This window comes from Streptomyces sp. NBC_00569 (assembly GCF_036345255.1).
GTDB lineage: Bacteria > Actinomycetota > Actinomycetes > Streptomycetales > Streptomycetaceae > Streptomyces.
This window is the reverse complement of record NZ_CP107783.1, coordinates 1,575,564-1,594,448: the sequence shown is the minus strand read 5'-3', so window position 1 is coordinate 1,594,448 and position 18,885 is coordinate 1,575,564. Positions and strand designations below refer to the sequence as shown.

Annotated in this window: 19 protein-coding genes; 16 read left to right on the top strand and 3 right to left on the bottom strand. The window is 71.7% G+C overall.

Annotated elements, in window-relative coordinates:
• Window positions 1–8: 8 nt before the first annotated feature.
• A complete protein-coding gene (locus tag OHO83_RS07400) occupies window positions 9–875 on the bottom strand; it encodes an IclR family transcriptional regulator (protein WP_266677652.1) in 867 nt (288 codons plus the stop codon).
• A 109-nt stretch (window positions 876–984) separates the two neighbouring features.
• Here OHO83_RS07400 and OHO83_RS07395 point away from each other — a divergent pair, with 109 nt between their 5' ends.
• The 9 genes from OHO83_RS07395 to OHO83_RS07355 all read left to right on the top strand — a co-directional run bounded on the left by OHO83_RS07395 (window position 985) and on the right by OHO83_RS07355 (window position 8,709).
• Window positions 985–2,178: an amidohydrolase/deacetylase family metallohydrolase gene (locus OHO83_RS07395; protein ID WP_330278921.1), complete on the top strand. Its 1,194-nt coding sequence runs from the start codon at window positions 985–987 to the stop codon at window positions 2,176–2,178.
• Window positions 2,175–2,585 (top strand): hypothetical protein, encoded by a 411-nt coding sequence (locus OHO83_RS07390; protein ID WP_266677656.1) that lies wholly within the window; start codon window positions 2,175–2,177, stop codon window positions 2,583–2,585. The genes OHO83_RS07395 and OHO83_RS07390 overlap by 4 nt, the downstream gene beginning before the upstream one ends.
• 55 nt (window positions 2,586–2,640) lie before the next feature.
• Window positions 2,641–3,006 carry an SFCGS family glycine-rich protein gene (locus OHO83_RS07385; RefSeq protein WP_100592857.1) on the top strand — a complete coding sequence of 122 codons (366 nt, stop codon included), beginning with the start codon at window positions 2,641–2,643 and terminating at the stop codon, window positions 3,004–3,006.
• Window positions 3,003–3,338, top strand: a complete 336-nt coding sequence (locus OHO83_RS07380) for a DUF4312 family protein (RefSeq protein WP_330278920.1) — start codon at window positions 3,003–3,005, stop codon at window positions 3,336–3,338. Before OHO83_RS07385 ends, OHO83_RS07380 begins: the two co-directional genes overlap by 4 nt.
• A gap of 10 nt (window positions 3,339–3,348) precedes the next feature.
• Window positions 3,349–4,140, top strand: coding sequence for a DUF4311 domain-containing protein (locus tag OHO83_RS07375; RefSeq protein ID WP_266677661.1), 792 nt, complete (start codon window positions 3,349–3,351; stop codon window positions 4,138–4,140).
• A 13-nt stretch (window positions 4,141–4,153) separates the two neighbouring features.
• Window positions 4,154–4,870: a DUF4310 family protein gene (locus tag OHO83_RS07370; RefSeq protein WP_100592860.1), complete on the top strand. Its 717-nt coding sequence runs from the start codon at window positions 4,154–4,156 to the stop codon at window positions 4,868–4,870.
• A gap of 69 nt (window positions 4,871–4,939) precedes the next feature.
• Window positions 4,940–6,493 (top strand): DgaE family pyridoxal phosphate-dependent ammonia lyase, encoded by a 1,554-nt coding sequence (locus OHO83_RS07365; RefSeq protein WP_266677663.1) that lies wholly within the window; start codon window positions 4,940–4,942, stop codon window positions 6,491–6,493.
• Between the two features lie 32 nt (window positions 6,494–6,525).
• A complete protein-coding gene (locus OHO83_RS07360) occupies window positions 6,526–7,122 on the top strand; it encodes a bifunctional 4-hydroxy-2-oxoglutarate aldolase/2-dehydro-3-deoxy-phosphogluconate aldolase (protein ID WP_330278919.1) in 597 nt (198 codons plus the stop codon).
• A 141-nt stretch (window positions 7,123–7,263) separates the two neighbouring features.
• Window positions 7,264–8,709, top strand: coding sequence for a glyceraldehyde-3-phosphate dehydrogenase (locus OHO83_RS07355; RefSeq protein WP_266677667.1), 1,446 nt, complete (start codon window positions 7,264–7,266; stop codon window positions 8,707–8,709).
• 75 nt (window positions 8,710–8,784) lie between these two features.
• On the opposite strand, the gene OHO83_RS07350 is transcribed toward OHO83_RS07355, so the two are convergent.
• Window positions 8,785–10,143: an aminopeptidase P family protein gene (locus tag OHO83_RS07350; protein WP_266680144.1), complete on the bottom strand. Its 1,359-nt coding sequence runs from the start codon at window positions 10,141–10,143 to the stop codon at window positions 8,785–8,787.
• A gap of 236 nt (window positions 10,144–10,379) precedes the next feature.
• On the opposite strand from OHO83_RS07350, the gene OHO83_RS07345 reads away from it, so the two are divergent.
• From OHO83_RS07345 to OHO83_RS07315, 7 genes are all read left to right on the top strand, one after another.
• Window positions 10,380–11,546, top strand: coding sequence for an NAD(P)/FAD-dependent oxidoreductase (locus OHO83_RS07345; RefSeq protein ID WP_329432590.1), 1,167 nt, complete (start codon window positions 10,380–10,382; stop codon window positions 11,544–11,546).
• The gene (locus OHO83_RS07340; protein ID WP_266677671.1) at window positions 11,543–11,875 is read left to right on the top strand and encodes a (2Fe-2S)-binding protein; all 333 of its coding nucleotides are present in this window, start codon (window positions 11,543–11,545) and stop codon (window positions 11,873–11,875) included. Before OHO83_RS07345 ends, OHO83_RS07340 begins: the two co-directional genes overlap by 4 nt.
• On the top strand, window positions 11,872–13,341 hold the full coding sequence (locus tag OHO83_RS07335; RefSeq protein ID WP_330278918.1) for an FAD/NAD(P)-dependent oxidoreductase: 1,470 nt from the start codon (window positions 11,872–11,874) through the stop codon (window positions 13,339–13,341). Before OHO83_RS07340 ends, OHO83_RS07335 begins: the two co-directional genes overlap by 4 nt.
• Window positions 13,342–13,485: 144 nt before the next feature.
• Complete coding sequence (locus tag OHO83_RS07330) at window positions 13,486–14,382, top strand: dihydrodipicolinate synthase family protein (RefSeq protein ID WP_330278917.1); 897 nt, start codon at window positions 13,486–13,488, stop codon at window positions 14,380–14,382.
• Between the two features lie 59 nt (window positions 14,383–14,441).
• Window positions 14,442–15,443 (top strand): proline racemase family protein, encoded by a 1,002-nt coding sequence (locus OHO83_RS07325; protein ID WP_330278916.1) that lies wholly within the window; start codon window positions 14,442–14,444, stop codon window positions 15,441–15,443.
• A gap of 105 nt (window positions 15,444–15,548) precedes the next feature.
• Window positions 15,549–16,232, top strand: coding sequence for a GntR family transcriptional regulator (locus tag OHO83_RS07320; RefSeq protein ID WP_266677679.1), 684 nt, complete (start codon window positions 15,549–15,551; stop codon window positions 16,230–16,232).
• A 142-nt stretch (window positions 16,233–16,374) separates the two neighbouring features.
• Complete coding sequence (locus OHO83_RS07315; protein ID WP_266677681.1) at window positions 16,375–17,058, top strand: DUF6629 family protein; 684 nt, start codon at window positions 16,375–16,377, stop codon at window positions 17,056–17,058.
• On the opposite strand, the gene OHO83_RS07310 is transcribed toward OHO83_RS07315, so the two are convergent.
• The gene (locus tag OHO83_RS07310) at window positions 17,000–18,796 is read right to left on the bottom strand and encodes an acyl-CoA dehydrogenase (protein ID WP_266677683.1); all 1,797 of its coding nucleotides are present in this window, start codon (window positions 18,794–18,796) and stop codon (window positions 17,000–17,002) included. The two genes, OHO83_RS07315 and OHO83_RS07310, sit on opposite strands and share 59 nt — an antisense overlap.
• Window positions 18,797–18,885 lie beyond the last annotated feature (89 nt).

Sequence of the window (18,885 nt, the reverse complement as noted above, 5' to 3'; positions counted from 1 at the left end):
GGTGCGCGTCACAGTCTGCGGGAGACCTCCTCGGCCGCCTGCCGGACCGCCGGGGCGAACGCGGTGAGCTGCTCCTCGGTGACGAGGGCGGCCAGGGAGGACACGGAGACCGCGCCGACGGGGTAGCCGTCGGTGTCGAGTACGGGAGCGGCGAGGGAGCAGATGGCCGCGTCGGTTTCTTCGTAGTCCGTGGCGTAACCGGTGTGCCGGACCGTTTCCAGCTGGCTGAGCAGCGTGGTGCGGTCGGTGACGGTGTGTGAGGTGCGGGCCGGGAGGCCGGCCCGGTCGAGCAGCGCCTTCGTCTCCGTCTCGGGCAGGTAGGCCAGCAGTACCTTGCCCGCGGCCGAGGCGTGCAGGGGGAGGCGGGTTCCCACCTCGGTGGCGATGCGGTAGGCGAGGCCGGGGTCGACCTTGTGGGTGTAGGTGGCGTGGTCGCCGCTGAGGACCGCCAAGTGGACTGCCTGGCCCAGGCGTTGCTGGAGTGCCCGCAGGACCGCGTCGATGCCGACGGTGTCGTCCGAGAGTACCTGGGCGGCCAGTGCGCGCAGTTGGGTGCCGATGCCGTAGCGCCCTTCGCCGTCCGGGACGGCGTAGCCCTCGTCGATCAGGGTCGCGAGGATGCGGTGGGTGCTGGCCTTGGGGACGCCGGAGCGCTCGGCGATCTCGCCCAGCTTGTGGGGGGCGTCGGGATGGGCGAGGGCGTGCAGGACGCGCAGTGCCTTGGCGACGGAGTTGACCGGGCCCGAGGTCTCGGACTGTCCGGGGGCGGTTGTGTGCTCGCCCTCGGGCCGGAGTTCGGGCGGTGTGGGTTTACGCGTAGCTGACGAGGCGTTCGTCGGGGCGCCCGTCGATTTCAGCGACTCTTCGCGATCCATTGACCCTCCGAAGGCATCCGGCTAGCGTTCAATCAATCCGTTCTACGGAACGCGAATCTACCCTACGGAACGCCTCGGTGTTCCGCGGTTGTCCCCCACGCCCTATCTCATGCTCCTTGGAAGGCCGCCGTCCATGGCTGTGCAGGCATCCGACCCAAACCGATTCGATCTTGTGATTCTTGGCGGGCAGGTGGTCGACCCCGAGCGGGGCACCGTCGAGCCGGGCGATGTCGCGCTCGCCGGCGACCGGATCGCGGCGGTCGGCCCGGCCGGGACGCTCGACCCGGCCGGTGCCGAGGTGTACGACGCGACGGGCCTGCTCGTCACCCCCGGTCTGATCGACCTGCACACGCACATCTACGACGGCGCCACCGGCCTCGGTGTCCCGGCCGATCTGGCCGGTGTCCGGCAGGGTGTGACGACGGTCGTCGACGCGGGAAGCTGCGGCAGCGACCACTGGCCGCACTTCGCCTCCTCGGTCGTCGCCCCGGCCGCCACCCGCGTGCTGAGCTGGCTCAACATCTCCCGGCACGGCCTCGTGCACGGCACGAAAGAACTCGTCGGTGGCGCGGCGGACATCGATGTCAAGGCCACTGACCGGATCCTCGCCGACAACCCGGCGGTGGTGCGGGGCCTCAAGATCCGCATGAGCCGTTCGGTCCTCGGCGACAGCGGTCTGGCGCCGCTGCGCACGGCCAGGGAGATCGCCGCGGCGCACGCGCTGCCGGTCATGGTCCACGTCGGCAACGCACCGCCCGCCTTCGGCGACGTCCTGGACCTGCTCGGGCCGGGCGACGTCGTCACCCACGCCTTCCACGGCAAGCCCGGCGGGCTGTTCGGTGACGGCGCCGAACCGCTGCCGCAGGTCCGGGCGGCGCTGGAGCGCGGCATCCGGTTCGACGTGGGACACGGCAGCGCCAGCTTCGCGTTCGACACCGCGGAACGGGCTCTGGCGGCCGGCATCCGTCCGTACACCATCAGCACCGACCTGCACGCCCGCAACATGAACGGGCCGGTACGGGACCTCTGCCACACCCTGTCCAAACTGCTCGCCCTGGGGATGTCGCTGCCGGAGGTCATCCGGTGCGCCACCACGCGCCCGGCCGAAGTGCTGGGCATGGCAGGCGAGTTGGGTTCGCTGCGGCCGGGCGCCGCGGGCGACCTGAGTCTGCTCGAGGACCGCGGAGCGCCGGACCGGCTCACCGACTCCCAGGGAGTCACCCGCCCGGCAGGAACCCGGCTCGCGCCTGTCGCCACCGTCCGCGCCGGGCGTCCGGTGCCGATACGAAAGGCCACCGCATGACTGACGACCCCCTGATCGAGGCGCTCAGCGGCGCCGTGGCGGACACCGCCGAACCCGTGCGCGACGAGGACCGTCACGCTCTGGCCCGGCTGCTCCCGCTGATCGAGGAACGTGCCGCGGCGGAGCGGATCGTCCTCGACGAGGACCGCCGGCTCGCGCTCGCCGTCCACGCCCTGGGCTTCGTCCGCCGGGTACGCGCCGGCGAACACCTCGACGCGCTGGACCCCGGCGTGGCCGACGAGATCACGCCGGGCCCGCTGGCCGCCGCCCGCGAGCTGATCGACGCGTACGGCACACCCCTGGGCCATGCCGCCCGGGACACCGAAGTCGTGCTGCTCGCCCTGCACTTCGAGACGGCGCGGCAGCTCCAGGACAGCTCAGCCGCAGCACACAGCACCCAGGCATGACCGGACCGCGCACCAGCGGGCCGGCCACATCACCGGACGACAGAGGGAGTGCACCATGGCAGTCAAGATCGTGATCGGACACCGGCTCGGCAAGGGCCAGGCGGTCGCCGACGGCATACGGGCGGCGGGCGGCGAGCCCATCCTGATCCCGGGCCCCGGCGCGGACATGAAGGTCGGCGACGTGATGGCCGCCGAGGGCGCGGCCCTCGGCATCTCGTTCTGCGGCAGTGGCGGCGCGGGCGCGGTCACGGCCAAGGCCAAGTACGGGCATGACATCGAGTTCGGCATGCGCTCCCCGCAGGCCGGTATCACCGCTGTGCAGCAGGGCAAGACGGTCCTGGGCTTCGGCTTCCTGGACAGCGAGGAACTCGGCTTCAAGGTGACCGAGGCGCTGCTGAAGAAGCTCGGGGAGTCGGCGTGATCGAGGACCGGCACACGGTCCGGGTCAGCGGCACCGGGCCGACCCGCGAGAAGGCGTTCGCCACCGCCATGCAGCAGGTCTCCGGTGCCGTCGGGAAGCTGACGGACGGCGTCTGCTTCCGGGTCGAGCCGCTCGCCGTCGAGGTCGCGTCCGCGGTCGAACACCGCTGGACGGAACGGTTCCTGGGTCTGCTCTTCGCCCGCGAGCGCCGCCGCTACGAGCTGACCCTGCGGATCGAGGTGCGCACCGCCGCACTCGATCTGGACGCCATCGAATTCTCCGTACGCGAGGAGCGGCTGACGCCGCTCCAGCACGCGCTCCACATGAGGTGAGGACACCCGCATGAACGAGACGCTCACCATCGCACTGGAGTCGATGGTCATCGGCGCCCTGATCGGCTTCGGGGCGAGCGCGGGCGTGGCCCGCATGTTCCACGCGCCCAAGGTGCAGGGCATGGGTGCCTTCCGGACCCTGGGCGAACTCAACGCCTGCGAGAACGACCCGGTCGCGCACTTCTCCTTCGGCCTCGGCTTCTTCTTCAACGCCTGGGCCAGCGCGGTCGGCACCGGTGCGCTGACCTCGGACGTCGATCACCGCATCGTGCCGCACTGGGCCGCCGCGCTGTCGATGACCAAGAACCGCAACCTCGACGAGACGCTGCACAACCCGCGCCGGATGGCGGCCTACGGGGCGTGCGTCGGGCTGGTCCTGGTGACGGTCCTGAACACCACCGCCGCGTCCATTCCGCACTCCCTGCAGAAGGTCGCGGCCGACGTGCTCGGCCCCGCCTCGGAGTGGCTGATCAACCCCGTCATGCCGATCGTCTTCTGGATGGCGGCGGTCGACGCGGGGCGGCGCAGCGGAGGCTGGGCCACCGTGCTCGGCGGTCTGGCGCATGTCGTGATGGGCAACGCGGTTCCCGGCATCGTGCTCGGCATCGTGGTCGGCAAGGGCATCGACGACCTGGGCTGGACGAGGGTCACCAAGTCGCTGGCCGGCGCGGTCGTGGCGCTGTTCGTCGTCAGCGCCTTCCTGCGCGGTGTGGACATCCAGCTGCTGCAGCAGATGAAGGCGGATGTGCCGCACTGGCTGAGCCGGCTCCACGACGCGACCGGTACCACCCCGACGAAGTGAGCGAGGCACCGCGATGACCACGAACGACGCCACCACCACCGCGGGAGCCGCGGCGCCCGCGGGCAGGACCCGCGGCAAAGTCCCCGGCGAGGGCAGCTTCTGGCTCTCGGAATGGGCCTTCCCGCTCTTCGTGGCGGCCTTGGCGGCCGGCATCTTCGCCGGTACGCATCTGTACTACGTCTACCGCACCGGCACCTTCAGCGACGTCGCCGTCACCGCGATGCTCAAGGGCGGTATGGACAGCGGGAGTTACGGGGCGGCGGCGGCCTTCGGCGCCGGCTTCCTGTTCGCCCGGATCATCGAGGGGCCGATGGTCGGCATCCTCGACATCGGCGGTTCGCTGCAGACCGGAGTCGGCATCGGCATCCCCGCGATGCTGCTGGCTGCCGGGATCACCGCCCCGCTGGAGCACTTCTGGCTGGCTCTGCCCACCGGCGCCCTGCTGGGCGCGCTGATCGGCGCCCTGATCCTGGCCATCCGGCGGGCCACCGTGAACTCGGCGGGCGGCACCTCCACCTTCGGCGCCGACGTCATGATGGGCGCCGGAAACTCCGCAGGCCGCTATCTGGGCCCCTTGGTGATCATCGCCGCGGCCACCGCCTCCCTGCCCGTGGGCCTCGGCTCCACCCTCGGCGCCGCGCTCTTCTACTGGTGGAAGAAGCCGCTGACCGGCGGCGCCATCCTCGGCGCCATGCTCTTCGGGCTCTTCTTCCCCATCGCGGGCACCTAGGGCCTCCCGGCGCGCGCCCAAGAAGTCGGCCCCACCCCGCACAGGGATCTGCTCTCCACGAAAGGCACCATGAACACGCTCTACGAGGACCTCGGCCTCACCCACGCCATCAACGCGAGCGGCAAGATGACCGCCCTCGGCGGCAGCCGGCTCGACGACCGGGTGATCGCCGCCATGGGGGAGGCCGCCCGCGGCCATGTGGTGATGGACGACCTGCTCGTCGCCGCGGGCCGGGAACTCGCCCGCGCCACCGGCACCGAGGACGCCTGCCCCACCACCGGCGCCGCGGCCGGCATCGCCATCGCGGTCGCCGCCCTCATCGCCGGCACCGACCCCGCCCGCACCGAGCGACTGCCCGACGCGGGCGGCGCGCCGAACGAGGTGGTGCTGCAGAAGGGGCACGCCGTCCACTTCGGCGCCTCCGTGTGCCAGATGATCGCCGTCGGGGGCGGCCGGCCCGTCGAGGTCGGCGCCGTGAACAAGGCGCGGCCCGAGCACTTCACCGCCGCGATCACCGACCGCACCGCGGCTCTCCTGTATGTCCAGTCGCACCACGCCGTACAGAAGGGCCAGGTCCCGCTGGAGACGGTGGTGGCCATCGGACGGGAGCACGGTATCCCGGTGATCGTGGACGCGGCGGCCGAGGAGGACCTGCGCCGCTGGCCGGCCACCGGCGCCGACCTCGTCGTCTACAGCGGGGGCAAGGCCATCGGGGGACCCACCTCCGGACTGATCTGCGGACCGGCCGACCTGATCGCCGCGTGCCGCGCACAGTACGGCGGCATCGGGCGGCCGATGAAGGTCGGCAAGGAAACCGTCCTCGGCCTCGTACAGGCGGTGCGCGACTACGGAACCGCGGCCGGCGCCGTCGACCCGGAGCAGCAGCACGCCCGTATGACGCGGCTCGCCGAGCGCGTCGACGGGCTGCCGGGACTCTCCGCGCGCGTCGTTCGCGACGAGGCGGGCCGGCTCATCCACCGGACGGAACTGACCGTCGACCCGGAGGAGGCGGGCCGGAACGCGACCGAGCTCGCCGCGGAGCTGGCGCAGGGGCAGCCGCCCGTGTTCCTGCGGGACCACCACGCCGCCACCGGCAGGCTGGCCATCGACCCCCGGCCGCTGACGCTGCAGGAGGAGGAACAGATCGTGGCCAGGCTCACCGCGATCCTGGGCGGCGCGCGGGCGACCGCCGGGCCCCGCGGTCACGGAGAGCGGACAGAGGCAGGGCGGACACCGGCACCGGACCAGCAGGACGCGCAGGTGACCGGTCGGCCGGCAGCCGGGGCGACGCCCGAGCGGGCGGCGGACGCGGACGGCACGACGACGCCGGCGGCGCCCTTGGAGCGCCGCCTGGTGGTGACCGAGGCGGCAGGGCTGCACGCCCGGCCGGCGGCGGCCTTCGCCCAGGCCGCAGGCCGCAGCGCGGCAGCCGTGACGGTACGCCGAGCCGGTACGGAAGGCGGTTCCGAGGCCGATACACGCGAGGTACCGGCCCGCAGCGTGCTGTCCCTGATGTCGCTCAACATCCGCTCCGGCGAGGAGATCGTCCTCACCGCGCGCGGCGAAGGTGCGGCCGAGGCACTCGCCGAGCTGGCGGCCATCGCCGCACCCGAATCCTCCTGACTCCGCCCCGACCGTCGAAGGACCTCCCCGCCATGTCTCTCACCCCCGCCGTCCAGAGCGTCGTCGACCACCTCCAGCAGGCCCGAGCCGTTCCGACCGTACGGGCCGCCGACGCCGACGCCGCCTACGCACTGGCGCGCGAGCTGCTCGACGCCGGTTTCAGCACCTTCGAGTTCACGGCCACCACCCCCGGCTGGGAGGGCCTGGTGAAGGGCTGGCACCAGGAATTCCCGCAGGCGGTGTTCGGGCTCGGCACGGTCACCTCACCGCGGATCGCCGAGCAGGCGCTGGCCGCCGGCGCGCAGTTCCTGGTCAGCCCGTTCCAGGTGCCCGACGTCCGGCCCGTCGCGGACGACGCCGACCGGCTGCTGGTCGAGGGCGGCCTGACCCCCTCCGAACTGCGCACGGCCGCCGAACGCGGAGTGGCGAAGCTGTTCCCGGCACACATCGGTGGTGTCGCCTATCTCAAGTCGCTGCTGGCCGTACTCCCCGGCGCGCGGATCATGGCGACCGGCGGAATCACCGTGGCCAACACGGCCGAGTGGCTCGCCGCCGGTGCCTTCACCGTCAGCATCGGCAGCGACATCAGGGGCAACGCCACCAGGTTGCGCACCCTCCTCGACAGCTGAGCGACGCCGAGTGACGAGCCCCGCGGGAGGGGGGCTCTCGCTGTGCGGGACCGTCCGAACGATCAACACGGGGGACCGTTTGAACGATCAAAATCGGGGCGGGTTAGCATATGAGCGCCGCCTAGCTCGAAAGATAAACCTGTGACTGTCAAAGACGACTCGTTCACCAACTGGAAGAACCGCGAGGAGATCGCGGAGTCGATGATCCCGATCATCGGGAAGATGCACCGGGAGCGGGACGTCACCGTCCTGCTCCACAGCCGCTCCTTGGTGAACAAGTCGGTGGTGAGCATCCTCAAGACCCACCGGTTCGCCCGCCAGATCGCCGGCGAGGAACTGTCGGTCACCGAGACGATGCCGTTCCTGCAGGCGCTGGCCGCGCTCGACCTCGGCCCGTCGCAGATCGACATCGGCCTGCTCGCCGAGGCGCACCGGGCCGACGACCGGGGTCTCTCGGTCGAGGAGTTCACCGCCGAGGCCGTCTCCGGCGCCACGGGTGAGAACAAGATCGAGCGCCGTCAGGCCCGTGACGTCGTCCTCTACGGCTTCGGCCGCATTGGCCGCCTCGTGGCCCGCCTGCTCATCGAGAAGGCCGGCTCCGGCAACGGACTGCGGCTGCGCGCCATCGTCGTCCGCGGCGGGGGCGACCAGGACCTCGTGAAGCGTGCCTCGCTGCTGCGCCGCGACTCCATCCACGGCCAGTTCAACGGCACGATCACGGTCGACGAGGCGAACAGCACGATCGTCGCCAACGGCAACGAGATCAAGGTCATCTACGCCAACGATCCGTCCGAGGTCGACTACACGGCGTACGGCATCAACGACGCCATCCTGATCGACAACACCGGCAAGTGGCGTGACCGCGAGGGCCTGTCGAAGCACCTCCGTCCCGGTATCGAGAAGGTCGTCCTGACCGCTCCGGGCAAGGGCGACGTCCCGAACATCGTGCACGGTGTCAACCACGACATGATCAAGCCGGACGAGCAGATCCTGTCCTGCGCGTCCTGCACCACCAACGCGATCGTCCCGCCGCTGAAGGCGATGGACGACGAGTACGGTGTGCTGCGCGGCCACGTGGAGACCGTCCACTCGTTCACCAACGACCAGAACCTGCTGGACAATTACCACAAGGCCGACCGCCGCGGCCGCTCCGCGCCGCTCAACATGGTCATCACCGAGACCGGCGCCGCCTCCGCCGTCGCGAAGGCGCTGCCCGACCTCAAGGCGCCGATCACCGGCAGCTCGATCCGCGTGCCCGTGCCGGACGTCTCGATCGCGATCCTCAGCCTGCGCCTCGGCCGCGAGACCACCCGCGAGGAAGTCCTCGACCACCTCCGCGACGTCTCGCTGAACTCGCCGCTCAAGCGCCAGATCGACTTCACCACCGCCCCCGACGCCGTGTCCATGGACTTCGTCGGCTCGCGCCACGCCTCCATCGTGGACGCCGGTGCCACCAAGGTCGACGGCGACAACGCGATCCTCTACCTCTGGTACGACAACGAGTTCGGCTACTCGTGCCAGGTCATCCGCGTCGTCCAGCACGTCTCCGGGGTGGAGTACCCGACCTACCCGGTCCCGACCGCGTAAGTTTTGACAGCCCGAGGGGGCCCGGCCGTTCCGACGGCCGGGCCCCCTCGGGCTGTCGTCACAGCAGAGGGACCCCTACCGGTCGCCCGCGAGCGTGCGCATCCACGCCTCGACCTCGTCCGCCGACCGCGGCAGGCCCGCCGACAGGTTCTCCGTGCCGTCGGCCGTGACCAGCAGGTCGTCCTCGATCCGCACGCCGATGCCGCGGTACTCCTGCGGCACCGACAGGTCGTCCGGCTGGAAGTACAGGCCGGGCTCGACCGTCAGCACCATGCCGGGCTCCAGCGGGCCGCCCACGTACGACTCCGTGCGTGCGGCAGCACAGTCGTGGACGTCGAGGCCGAGCATGTGACCGGTGCCCGCCATGGTGAAGCGCCGCTGGAGACCGAGCTCGAAGACCCGCTCCGGGTCACCCTCCAGCAGCCCCCACTCCACGAGCTTGCCCGCCATGTACCGCTGCGCCGCGTCGTGGAAGTCGCGGTAGGCCGCACCCGGCTTCACGGCGGCGATGCCCGCCTCCTGGGCCTCGTACACCGCGTCGTAGATCTTGCGCTGGAGCGGCGTGAACGTGCCGCTGATCGGGAGCGTGCGGGTCACGTCCGCGGTGTACAGGGTGTGGGTCTCCACGCCCGCGTCGAGGAGCAGGAGTTCACCGGGGCGCACCGGGCCGTCGTTCTGCTCCCAGTGCATGATCGTGGCGTGCTCGCCGGCCGCGCAGATCGAGCCGTAGCCGACGGCGTTGCCCTCCAGGCGGGCGCGGCGGAAGAAGGTGCCCTCGATCCAGCGCTCCGAGGTCGCGATCGCCGTGGCCAGTTCCCGTACGACATCGGTGAAACCGCGCACCGTGGAGTCGACGGCCTTGCGCAGCTCGCCGATCTCCCACGCGTCCTTGACCAGGCGCAGCTCGGACAGCGCCTCCTCCAGCCCGGCGTCGCGCTCCGCCTCCGTCGTCAACACGGCCTCGAGTGCGGGGTCGTGGCCGCGGACGATGCGGGTCGGCGCCTCGGGCGCGGCCGACAGCTCGGAGGCGGCGTCGCGGATGTCGCGGCAGGGCAGGCCGAGGACCAGTTCCGACTCGGCGAGGCTGCGGCGCCGGCCCATCCACAGCTCGGACGTCATGCCGGTCCAGAACTCGTCGCTGTCACGGCTGTCGCGCGGGAGCAGATAGAGGTGGATGTCGTGACCGCCGTCGGCGCGCGGCTCGAACACGACGGCGCTGTCGCGTGCCTGATCTCCCGTCAGATGCACATACGCCGAGTACGGGCGGAACGGGTAGTAGCTGTCGTTCGAGCGGATCTTGAGCTTGCCGGACGGGACCACCAGCCGCTCGCCCGGGAACCGCGCGGACAGTGCGGCGCGTCGACGGGCGGCGTGCGACGCCTGCTCGTCCGGGCGCAGGTCGCGCTGCTCGGTGTCGGCCCAGCCCGTCCGCATCAGGGCGGAGAGCTCGTCGGAGAGGCCCGTGTAGAGGCCGTTCTTGCGTCCCTCGGGCCGGGGTTGGGCCTCGGGCTGCTTCGTGGGCTGCGACGTCGCCTGAGTCGTGGGCTGTGGCCTGGGCTCGGAGGAGGACACGGTGCACCCTTCTGCTGTGTTCCGTAGGGGTTTCGGCTGAGCTGCCTGTCAGCCTAGTGACCCTTGGCGCCCTTGGGAACATGTGACATAGTACTGCCGTGACTACGCGGCTGACCTGCGATGTTGTAGTGGTCGGCGCCGGAATGGTAGGCGCTGCTTGTGCCCTCTATGCGGCGCGGGCGGGGTATTCCGTCGCCCTGGTGGACCGGGGCCCCGTGGCCGGAGGCACCACCGGCGCGGGCGAGGGGAACCTGCTCGTCTCCGACAAGGAGCCCGGCCCCGAGCTCGAACTCGCCCTGCTCTCCTTGCGGTTGTGGTCCGAACTCACCGCCGAGCCGGGAGTGGCCGAGGCCGTCGAGTTCGAGGCCAAGGGCGGCGTCGTCGTGGCGTCGTCCGCCGAAGGCCTGGCGGCACTGGAGAAGTTCGCCGTGCAACAGCGCGACGCCGGTGTCGACGCGCGCGCTGTCACGGCCGACGAGCTCTACGCCCTCGAACCCGAACTCGCCCCCGGAATGCCGGGCGGCGTCCACTACCCGCAGGACGCCCAGGTGATGCCCACACTGGCCGCCGCACACCTCGTACGGCTGGCGCGCGCGGCAGGAGCACGGCTGCTGACCGGCACACCCGTCACCGAGGTGCTCCGATCGGCGGACGGCTCCGTACGAGGCGTCCGTACCGACGGGGGCGAGATCCACGCCCCCGCCGTCGTGAACGCGGCCGGCACCTGGGGCGGCGAACTGGCCGCACTCGCCGGGGTCCGGCTGCCGGTGCTGCCGCGGCGCGGCTTCGTCCTCGTCACCGAACCGCTGCCGCGCCTGGTCCGGCACAAGGTGTACGCCGCCGACTATGTGGCCGACGTGGCGAGCGACTCCGCCGCACTGCAGACCTCACCGGTCGTCGAGGGCACCGCGGCCGGTCCCGTGCTGATCGGCGCGAGCCGCGAACGCGTCGGCTTCGACCGCGCGTTCTCGCTGCCCGTCGTGCGGTCCCTCGCGGCGGGGGCGGCACGGCTGTTCCCCTTTCTGGAGAGCGTCCGAGTGATGCGGTCCTACCTGGGCTTCCGCCCGTACATGCCGGATCATCTGCCGGCGATCGGGCCGGACACGCGCGTGCCCGGCCTCTTCCACGCCTGCGGACACGAAGGTGCCGGCATCGGACTCGCCACGGGAACAGGCCACTTGATCGCCGCGGCGCTCGGTGGCGCAGGGCCGGATCCCGCGCTCGCGCCGTTCCGCCCGGACCGGTTCCCCGAGGAGGCGTCTTGAACGGCAAGCGCACACCACTGGATCTCGTGAGGGCCGAGCCCGGGCCCGCGTACACCGCCACGTTCGACGGCGCGCAGATCGCGGTGCTGCCCGGGCAGACCGTCGCCGCGGCGCTGTGGTCGGCGGGCGTCACCGCCTGGCGCACCACGCGCGGCACGGGCGAGCCGCGGGGAGTCTTCTGCGGCATCGGGGTGTGCTTCGACTGCCTCGTGACCGTCAACGGCCGCCCCAACCAACGGGCTTGCCTCATCCGGGCAGAACCCGGCGACGACATCCGCACCCAGCACGGCACCGGACACGACGAGACGGGCGAAGGGGAGGGGCGATGAGTCGTCACGCTCATGACGCCTATGACACCCATGAATCCCACGAAGGCGTCGGCGGCGGGGCGCGTCGCTCGCTCGCGGTGATCGGGGCCGGTCCCGCCGGGCTCGCCGCCGCACTCGCCGCGGCCGTCCGGGGGAGCCGCGTGACGCTGATCGACGCGGGCGCGCAGGCCGGCGGCCAGTTCTACCGCCAGCCCGCCGAGGAACTGGGCGCCCGCCGGCCGCAGGCACTCCACCACCAGTGGCGGACCTGGGAGCGGCTGCGGGACGGCCTGGCCACACAGATCGCCACAGGCCGCGTCACGCACCTGACAGATCATCATGTGTGGTGCGTGGAACGGCTCGACCTCGACGAGGCAACCGGCTTCCTCGTCCACGCGCTGCACGGCCCGGCCCAGGAAGAGCCGTCCGTGGTGCGCGCCGACGCCGTCGTCCTGGCGACCGGCGCCTACGAGAAGGTGCTGCCCTTCCCTGGCTGGACCCTGCCGGGCGTGATCACCGCGGGCGGCGCGCAGGCCATGCTCAAGGGCGGACTCGTGCTCCAGGGGCGTACGGCCGTGGTGGCGGGCACAGGGCCGCTGCTGCTGCCGGTCGCCGCCGGGCTCGCCTCGGCCGGTGCGGAGGTCGCCGCGCTGGTCGAGTCCGCCGGGGTGCATCATGTCGCCCGGCACGCGAGGGCGCTCTCCGCCCACCCGGACAAGCTTGTCGAAGGCGCCGGGTACGTGGCTGAACTGATGCGCCGCCGCGTGCCGTTGAAGGCCCGGCACGCCATCGTGGAAGCGCAGGGCGACGGTGCGCTCGAAGCCGTCACCGTTGCCGCGCTGGACCGCGACGGGCGCGTCACGCCGGGCTCGGAGCAGGTCATCCGCTGCGACACCCTCGCCGTCGGCCATGGCCTGCTGCCGCACACCGACCTCGCCGAGACGCTCGGCTGCCGTCTCGAAGGGCCGGCCGTGGCCGTGGACGACGAGCAGCGCACCGACGTCCACGGAGTGTGGGCCGCGGGCGAGGCCACCGGCGTGGGCGGCGCCGCCCTCTCGCTCGCCGAGGGCCATATCGCGGGCTGCTCCGCCACGGCACGGCTCGCCGGACGCGAACCCGACCCGCGCGCGTGGAATGCCGCCGCCAAGTCCCGTGCGAGGGGCAGGGACTTCATCGCCTCCCTCGACGCCGTGTTCGCGCCGCGTGCGCACTGGGCCGAGCAGGTCACCGACGCCACCGTCGTGTGCCGCTGCGAGGAGGTGCCGGCCTCCGCGATCCGTGAGGCGGTCGGCGAGCTCGGGGCCACGGACGCGCGCACCGTGAAACTGCTGACCCGAGCAGGTATGGGCTGGTGCCAGGGCCGCATGTGCGGACCGGCTGTCGCCGGGCTCACGGGATGCGAACCGCGCCCGTCCAGAAGGCCGTTCGCCCGACCCGTACCGCTCGGAGTACTCGCCCGGGCGGGAGAGGACCTGCCCGACGAGTGAGTTCGGACGCCCCTCCGGTGACCGCGTCCATCAGACCGGACACCCGCCAGGCCGGACAACCATCAGCCGGACATTCACCGGACCTCGGACCGGACACCCGTATCCATCAGTGCCATGTCACACGCCACAGAGGAGACTCAGCCCATGACCACGTCACAGCGCAGCCCCTGGCACGGCGTCCTCGTAGCCACGCCGCTCCCGCTGAACGACGATCTCTCCGTCAACTACGCCAAGTTCGCCGAGCATTGCGCCTGGCTCGTCGAGAACGGCTGCGACGGCGTCGTGCCCAACGGCTCACTCGGCGAGTACCAGGTACTCACGCCGCAGGAGCGTGCCAAGGTCGTCGAGACGGCCGTCGACGCGATCGGCGGGCAGCGCGTGATGCCCGGCGTCGCCGCCTACGGCTCCGCCGAGGCCGCCCGCTGGGCCGAGCAGGCCAAGGACGCGGGCTGCGCCTCCGTGATGCTGCTCCCGCCCAACGCCTACCGCGCCGACGAGCGTTCCGTCCTCGCCCACTACGAGGCGGTCGCGGCGGTGGGCCTCCCCGTCGTCGCGTACAACAACCCCATAGACACCAAGGTCGACCTGGTGCCTGAACTGCTCGCCAAGCTGCACCGTGAGGGGTTCGTCCGCGGGGTCAAGGAGTTCTCGGGCGACGTGCGGCGGGCATACCGCATCGCCGAACTCGCCCCGGAACTCGACCTGTTGGTCGGCGCCGACGACGTCCTGCTCGAACTGGCGCTGGCCGGCGCCAAGGGCTGGATCGCCGGGTACCCGAACATGCTGCCCGCCGCGTCCGTGGAGCTGTACCGCGCCGCCGTGTCGGGCGACCTCGCCACCGCGACCTCCCTCTACCGGCAGCTCCACCCGCTCCTGCGCTGGGACTCGCGCCCCGAGTTCGTTCAGGCCATCAAACTGTCCATGGACATGATCGGCCGCCACGGAGGCCCCTGCCGCCCGCCGCGCATGCCTCTTCTGCCGGAACAGGAGAAGGCCGTGCGCGCCGCCACCGAGCAGGCGGTCGCCGCCGGCCTCGTCTGAACCCCGCGACCGCACTCGCACACGTCCCCCGCATCCACTTCCAGGGAGCAGCTTCCGACATGCGCAGCAAACTCGTCCTGCACGCGGTCGACTCGCACACCGAGGGCATGCCGACACGGGTGATCACCGGAGGCGTCGGGACCGTCCCCGGCGCCACGATGAACGAGCGCCGCCTGTACTTCCGTGAGCACCGCGACGACATCAAGCAGCTCCTGATGAACGAGCCGCGCGGGCACGCCGCGATGAGCGGAGCGATCCTCCAGCCGCCGACCAGGCCCGACTGCGACTACGGCGTCATCTACATCGAGGTCTCCGGCTACCTGCCGATGTGCGGGCACGGGACGATCGGCGTCGCCACCGTCCTCGTGGAGACGGGCATGGTCGAGGTCGTCGAACCCGTCACCACCATCCGCCTCGACACCCCCGCCGGACTCGTCGTCGCCGACGTCGCCGTGGAGAACGGCGCGGCGAAGTCCGTCACCCTGCGGAACGTGCCGTCGTTCTCCGTCGGCCTCGACCGCGAGATCACGCTCGCCGACGGACGCACGGTCACGTACGACCTGGCCTACGGCGGCAACTTCTACGCGATCCTGCCGCTCGACCGGTTCGGCCTGCCCTTCGAGCGCGAACGCAAGGACGACATCCTCGCGGCGGGTCTCGCGCTGATGGACGCGATCAACGCCAAGGACGAACCCGTACACCCCGAGGACCCGTCCATCCGCGGCTGCCATCACGTCCATCTGTACGCGCCCGGGTCGACCGCCCGCCACTCCCGGCACGCGATGGCGATCCACCCCGGCTGGTTCGACCGCTCGCCCTGCGGCACGGGAACGAGCGCGCGCATGGCCCAGCTGCACGCGCGCGGTGAACTGCCGTTGCACACGGAGTTCGTGAACGAGTCGTTCATCGGCACACAGTTCACCGGGCGGCTGCTCGACACCACCGACGTGGCAGGGATCCCGGCGGTGCTGCCCAGCTTCACCGGCCGCGCGTGGGTGACCGGGACGGCCCAGTACCTGCTCGATCCGGACGACCCGTTTCCGGCCGGATTCATCCTGTAGAGCCAGTCCCGCATCAGCCACCTGTCCCGCGACACCCGTCCCGCAGCACTCCAGCCACCACGGGATACTTGTGGCACGTGACATGTCACCTAGGAGGACCACCCCATGGCCGACCGGCGCAGCGCCCCGTCCGCCGCTCCCGCCCTGCCCAGTCTCGGCGGGACGCGCAGCAGCTACCGCGAGCGGGTCGCCGACGCGCTGCGCGCCGCGCTGATCGCCGGTGAGCTGCGGGCGGGCGAGGTGTACTCGGCGCCGACCCTCGCCGTCCGCTTCGGGGTCTCGGCGACCCCGGTGCGCGAGGCCATGCTCGACCTCGCGAAGGAGGGTCTCGTCGACGCGGTGCCGAACAAGGGGTTCCGGGTCACGGCCGTCTCCGAGAAGCAGCTCGACGAGTACAAGCACATCCGCTCGCTGATCGAGATCCCGACGACGGCGGAACTCGCGACCACCGCCGACCTCGCGGCACTGGAGGCGCTGCGGCCGGTCGCGCGGGAGATCGTCGACGCGGCGGTGGCCGGCGACCTCATCGCGTACGTCGAGGCGGACATCCGTTTCCACCTGGGGCTGCTCACCCTCTCCGGCAACGAGCATCTGGTCGAGGTGGTCGGCGACCTGCGCAAGCGTTCCCGGCTGTACGGGCTGAACGCGCTGGTCGAGGCGGGCCGGCTGGAGGCGTCGGCCGAGGAGCACCTGGAGATCCTCGACGCCCTGGTCGCCCGCGACGAGGAGGCGGTGCGCGCCGTGATGACCCGCCACCTCGGGCATGTGCGAGGGCTCTGGGCGCGGTAGGCCATCGCCGGGGTGATCGGCCGTGAGACCCCGGCGCTCCCGTGTCGGCGCGGCGGGCCGCGGCCCGTGGCGTCGTAGCGTGGCCGCACTGCGGACGGCGACGGGCGTCGGCGCGCACGACCCGGAACCGTGGTGATGTGGCATGTGCTGGAGCGCGACGGCCGATCTCGTGGCGGGCACCGCGATCGCCGCCGCGGGAGCCGGCTGCGTCGCACGGACGGTCCGCGCGCGACGGCCCCGCGACCTGCCGCTGGCGGCGCTGCCGCTGCTGCTCGGCGCCCATCAGATCGTCGAGTCCGTCGTGTGGCGGTCCGGTGGCGGGACGGGTTCGGCCACCCTCGCCTGGGCCGTGATCGCCCTCCCGGTCCTGGCCCTGTGGGTGCCGGCCGGGGTGGTGTGCGCGGCGCCCCGGCGCGCCCGCGGGCGGCTGCTGATCCCGCTCGCGGCCGGGGCCGTGACCGCGGCGGGACTCACCTCCGCACTGGCGACCCGCACCGTGACCGCCGAGATCCGTGGGCACACCGTCGGGTACGCCCTCGGCCTGCCGCACGCCGGCCTTCTGGTCGCCGGGTACCTCCTGGCCACGGTCGGCTCGCTGCTCCTGTCCGCCGACCGCGGCCTCGTACTGCTCGGTGTGCTGGTCGCGGCCGGCGCGGCGGTGTGTGCCGCGCTGTGGCGGTGGGAGTTCGTGTCGACGTGGTGCGCGTTCGCGGCCGTCTGCTCCGTCGCCCTCCTGTGGTGGACGGGCCGGAGCGCCGGTCAGCCGGTCAGAAGGCGTCCTCCGCGAGATCGACAGCCGTCCGGTCCAGGGACTCCAGAAGGCTGAACTGCGCATCGGTCTTGGGCAGTTCGTGCCGGAAGAAGTAGCGGCACGCGCCGCGCTTGCCCTCGTGGACGGCCTCCGTGCCGGACGCCGCCGCGAGCAGCTGCTCCAGCCACATCCAGGCGACGACGACGTGCCCGACGGCTTCGAGGTAGACGCTCGCGTTGGCCAGGGCGGTCTCCGGGTCTCCGGTCGACCACAGGCGCTGGGTCACGGCGACGGCACGGCGTACGGCGGTGTCGAGCCGGGCGCCGTACTCGGCACTCTCTCCGCCCGCTTCGGCCGCGCGGGCGGTCGTCGCGGTGACGCGCTCCACGAGGAGGCGGAGCCCGGCCCCGCCGTCCATGACGACCTTGCGGCCGAGCAGGTCGAGCCCGTGGATGCCGTGCGTGCCCTCGTGGATGGGGTTGAGACGGTTGTCACGGTAGAACTGCTCGACGTTGTACTCGCGTGTGTAGCCGTAGCCCCCGTGGACCTGGATCGCGAGGCTGTTGGCCTCCAGGCACCACTGCGAGGGCCAGCTCTTCGCGATCGGGGTGAGCACGTCGAGCAGCAGCCGGGCCTGCGTGCGCGCCTCGGGCGTGGCGCCGGTGTGCTGCTCGTCGAGGAGCCGGCCGCAGTACAGGGTGAGCGCCAACGCCCCCTCCACGTAGGCCTTCTGGGCCAGGAGCATCCTGCGGACGTCGGCGTGAGCGAGGATCGGGACCTGCGGTGCGGCCGGGTCCCTGCCCGCGAGGGGACGGCCCTGCGGGCGCGTGCGGGCGTAGTCGAGAGCGTGCAGATAGCCGGTGTAACCGAGGGCGGTGGCGCCCAGGCCGACGCCGATCCGGGCCTCGTTCATCATGTGGAACATGTAGGAGAGCCCGCGGTTCTCCTCCCCGACGAGATATCCGACGGCGCCCGGCGCGCCGCCCGGCAGGTGCGCGCCCTCACCGAAGTTGAGGAGGGTGTTCGTCGTGCCCCGGTAGCCCATCTTGTGGTTGAGGCCCGCCAGGACCACGTCGTTGCGCTCGCCCGGCGAACCGTCCTCGCGTACCAGGACCTTGGGGACGATGAACAGCGACAGGCCCTTCACGCCGGCCGGCCCGTCGGGGGTCCTGGCGAGGACGAGGTGCACGATGTTCTCCGACAGTTCGTGCTCGCCGCCGGAGATCCACATCTTGTTCCCGAAGAGGCGGTACGTCCCGTCCTCCTGCCGCTCGGCCCGCGTGCGCACATCGGCGAGCGACGATCCCGCCTGCGGCTCCGAGAGGCACATCGTGCCCAGGAACCGGCCCTCCACCATGGGGCGTACGAAGGTGTCGATCTGTTCCTTCGAGCCGTGTGCGAGGACGAGGTTGGCGTTGCCGATCGTGAGGAACGGGTACGCGGACGTGCCGACGTTCGCGGCCTGGAACCAGGCGAAGCACGCGTCGGCGACCACCGACGGCAGCTGCCCGCCGCCCACCTCGTGGTCCATGGTGCTCGCGATGAGCCCCGACTCCCCGAAGACCCGGAGCGCCTCCTTCACCTCGGGGATGATGTGGACCCGCTCCCCGTCGAAGGTGGGCTCCTGTGTGTCGTTCTTCTTGTTGTGCGGGGCGAAGTGCCGCGTCGCGATCTGCTCGCTCAGTTCGAGCGCCGCGTCGAAGGTCTCGCGGGAGTGGTCCGCGTACCGCTCGCGGGACGTGAGCGCGCAGACGTCGAGCCACTCGTACAGCAGGAACTCGAGATCGCGGCGGGACAGCAGCAGGGATGCCATGCGTTTACTCCAGGCGCACAGGTGGTGACGGGCGGTACCGAACCACGGGGCCCGGCGGGCCCCGCCCCATCAGCGTACTAAGCAGTCGC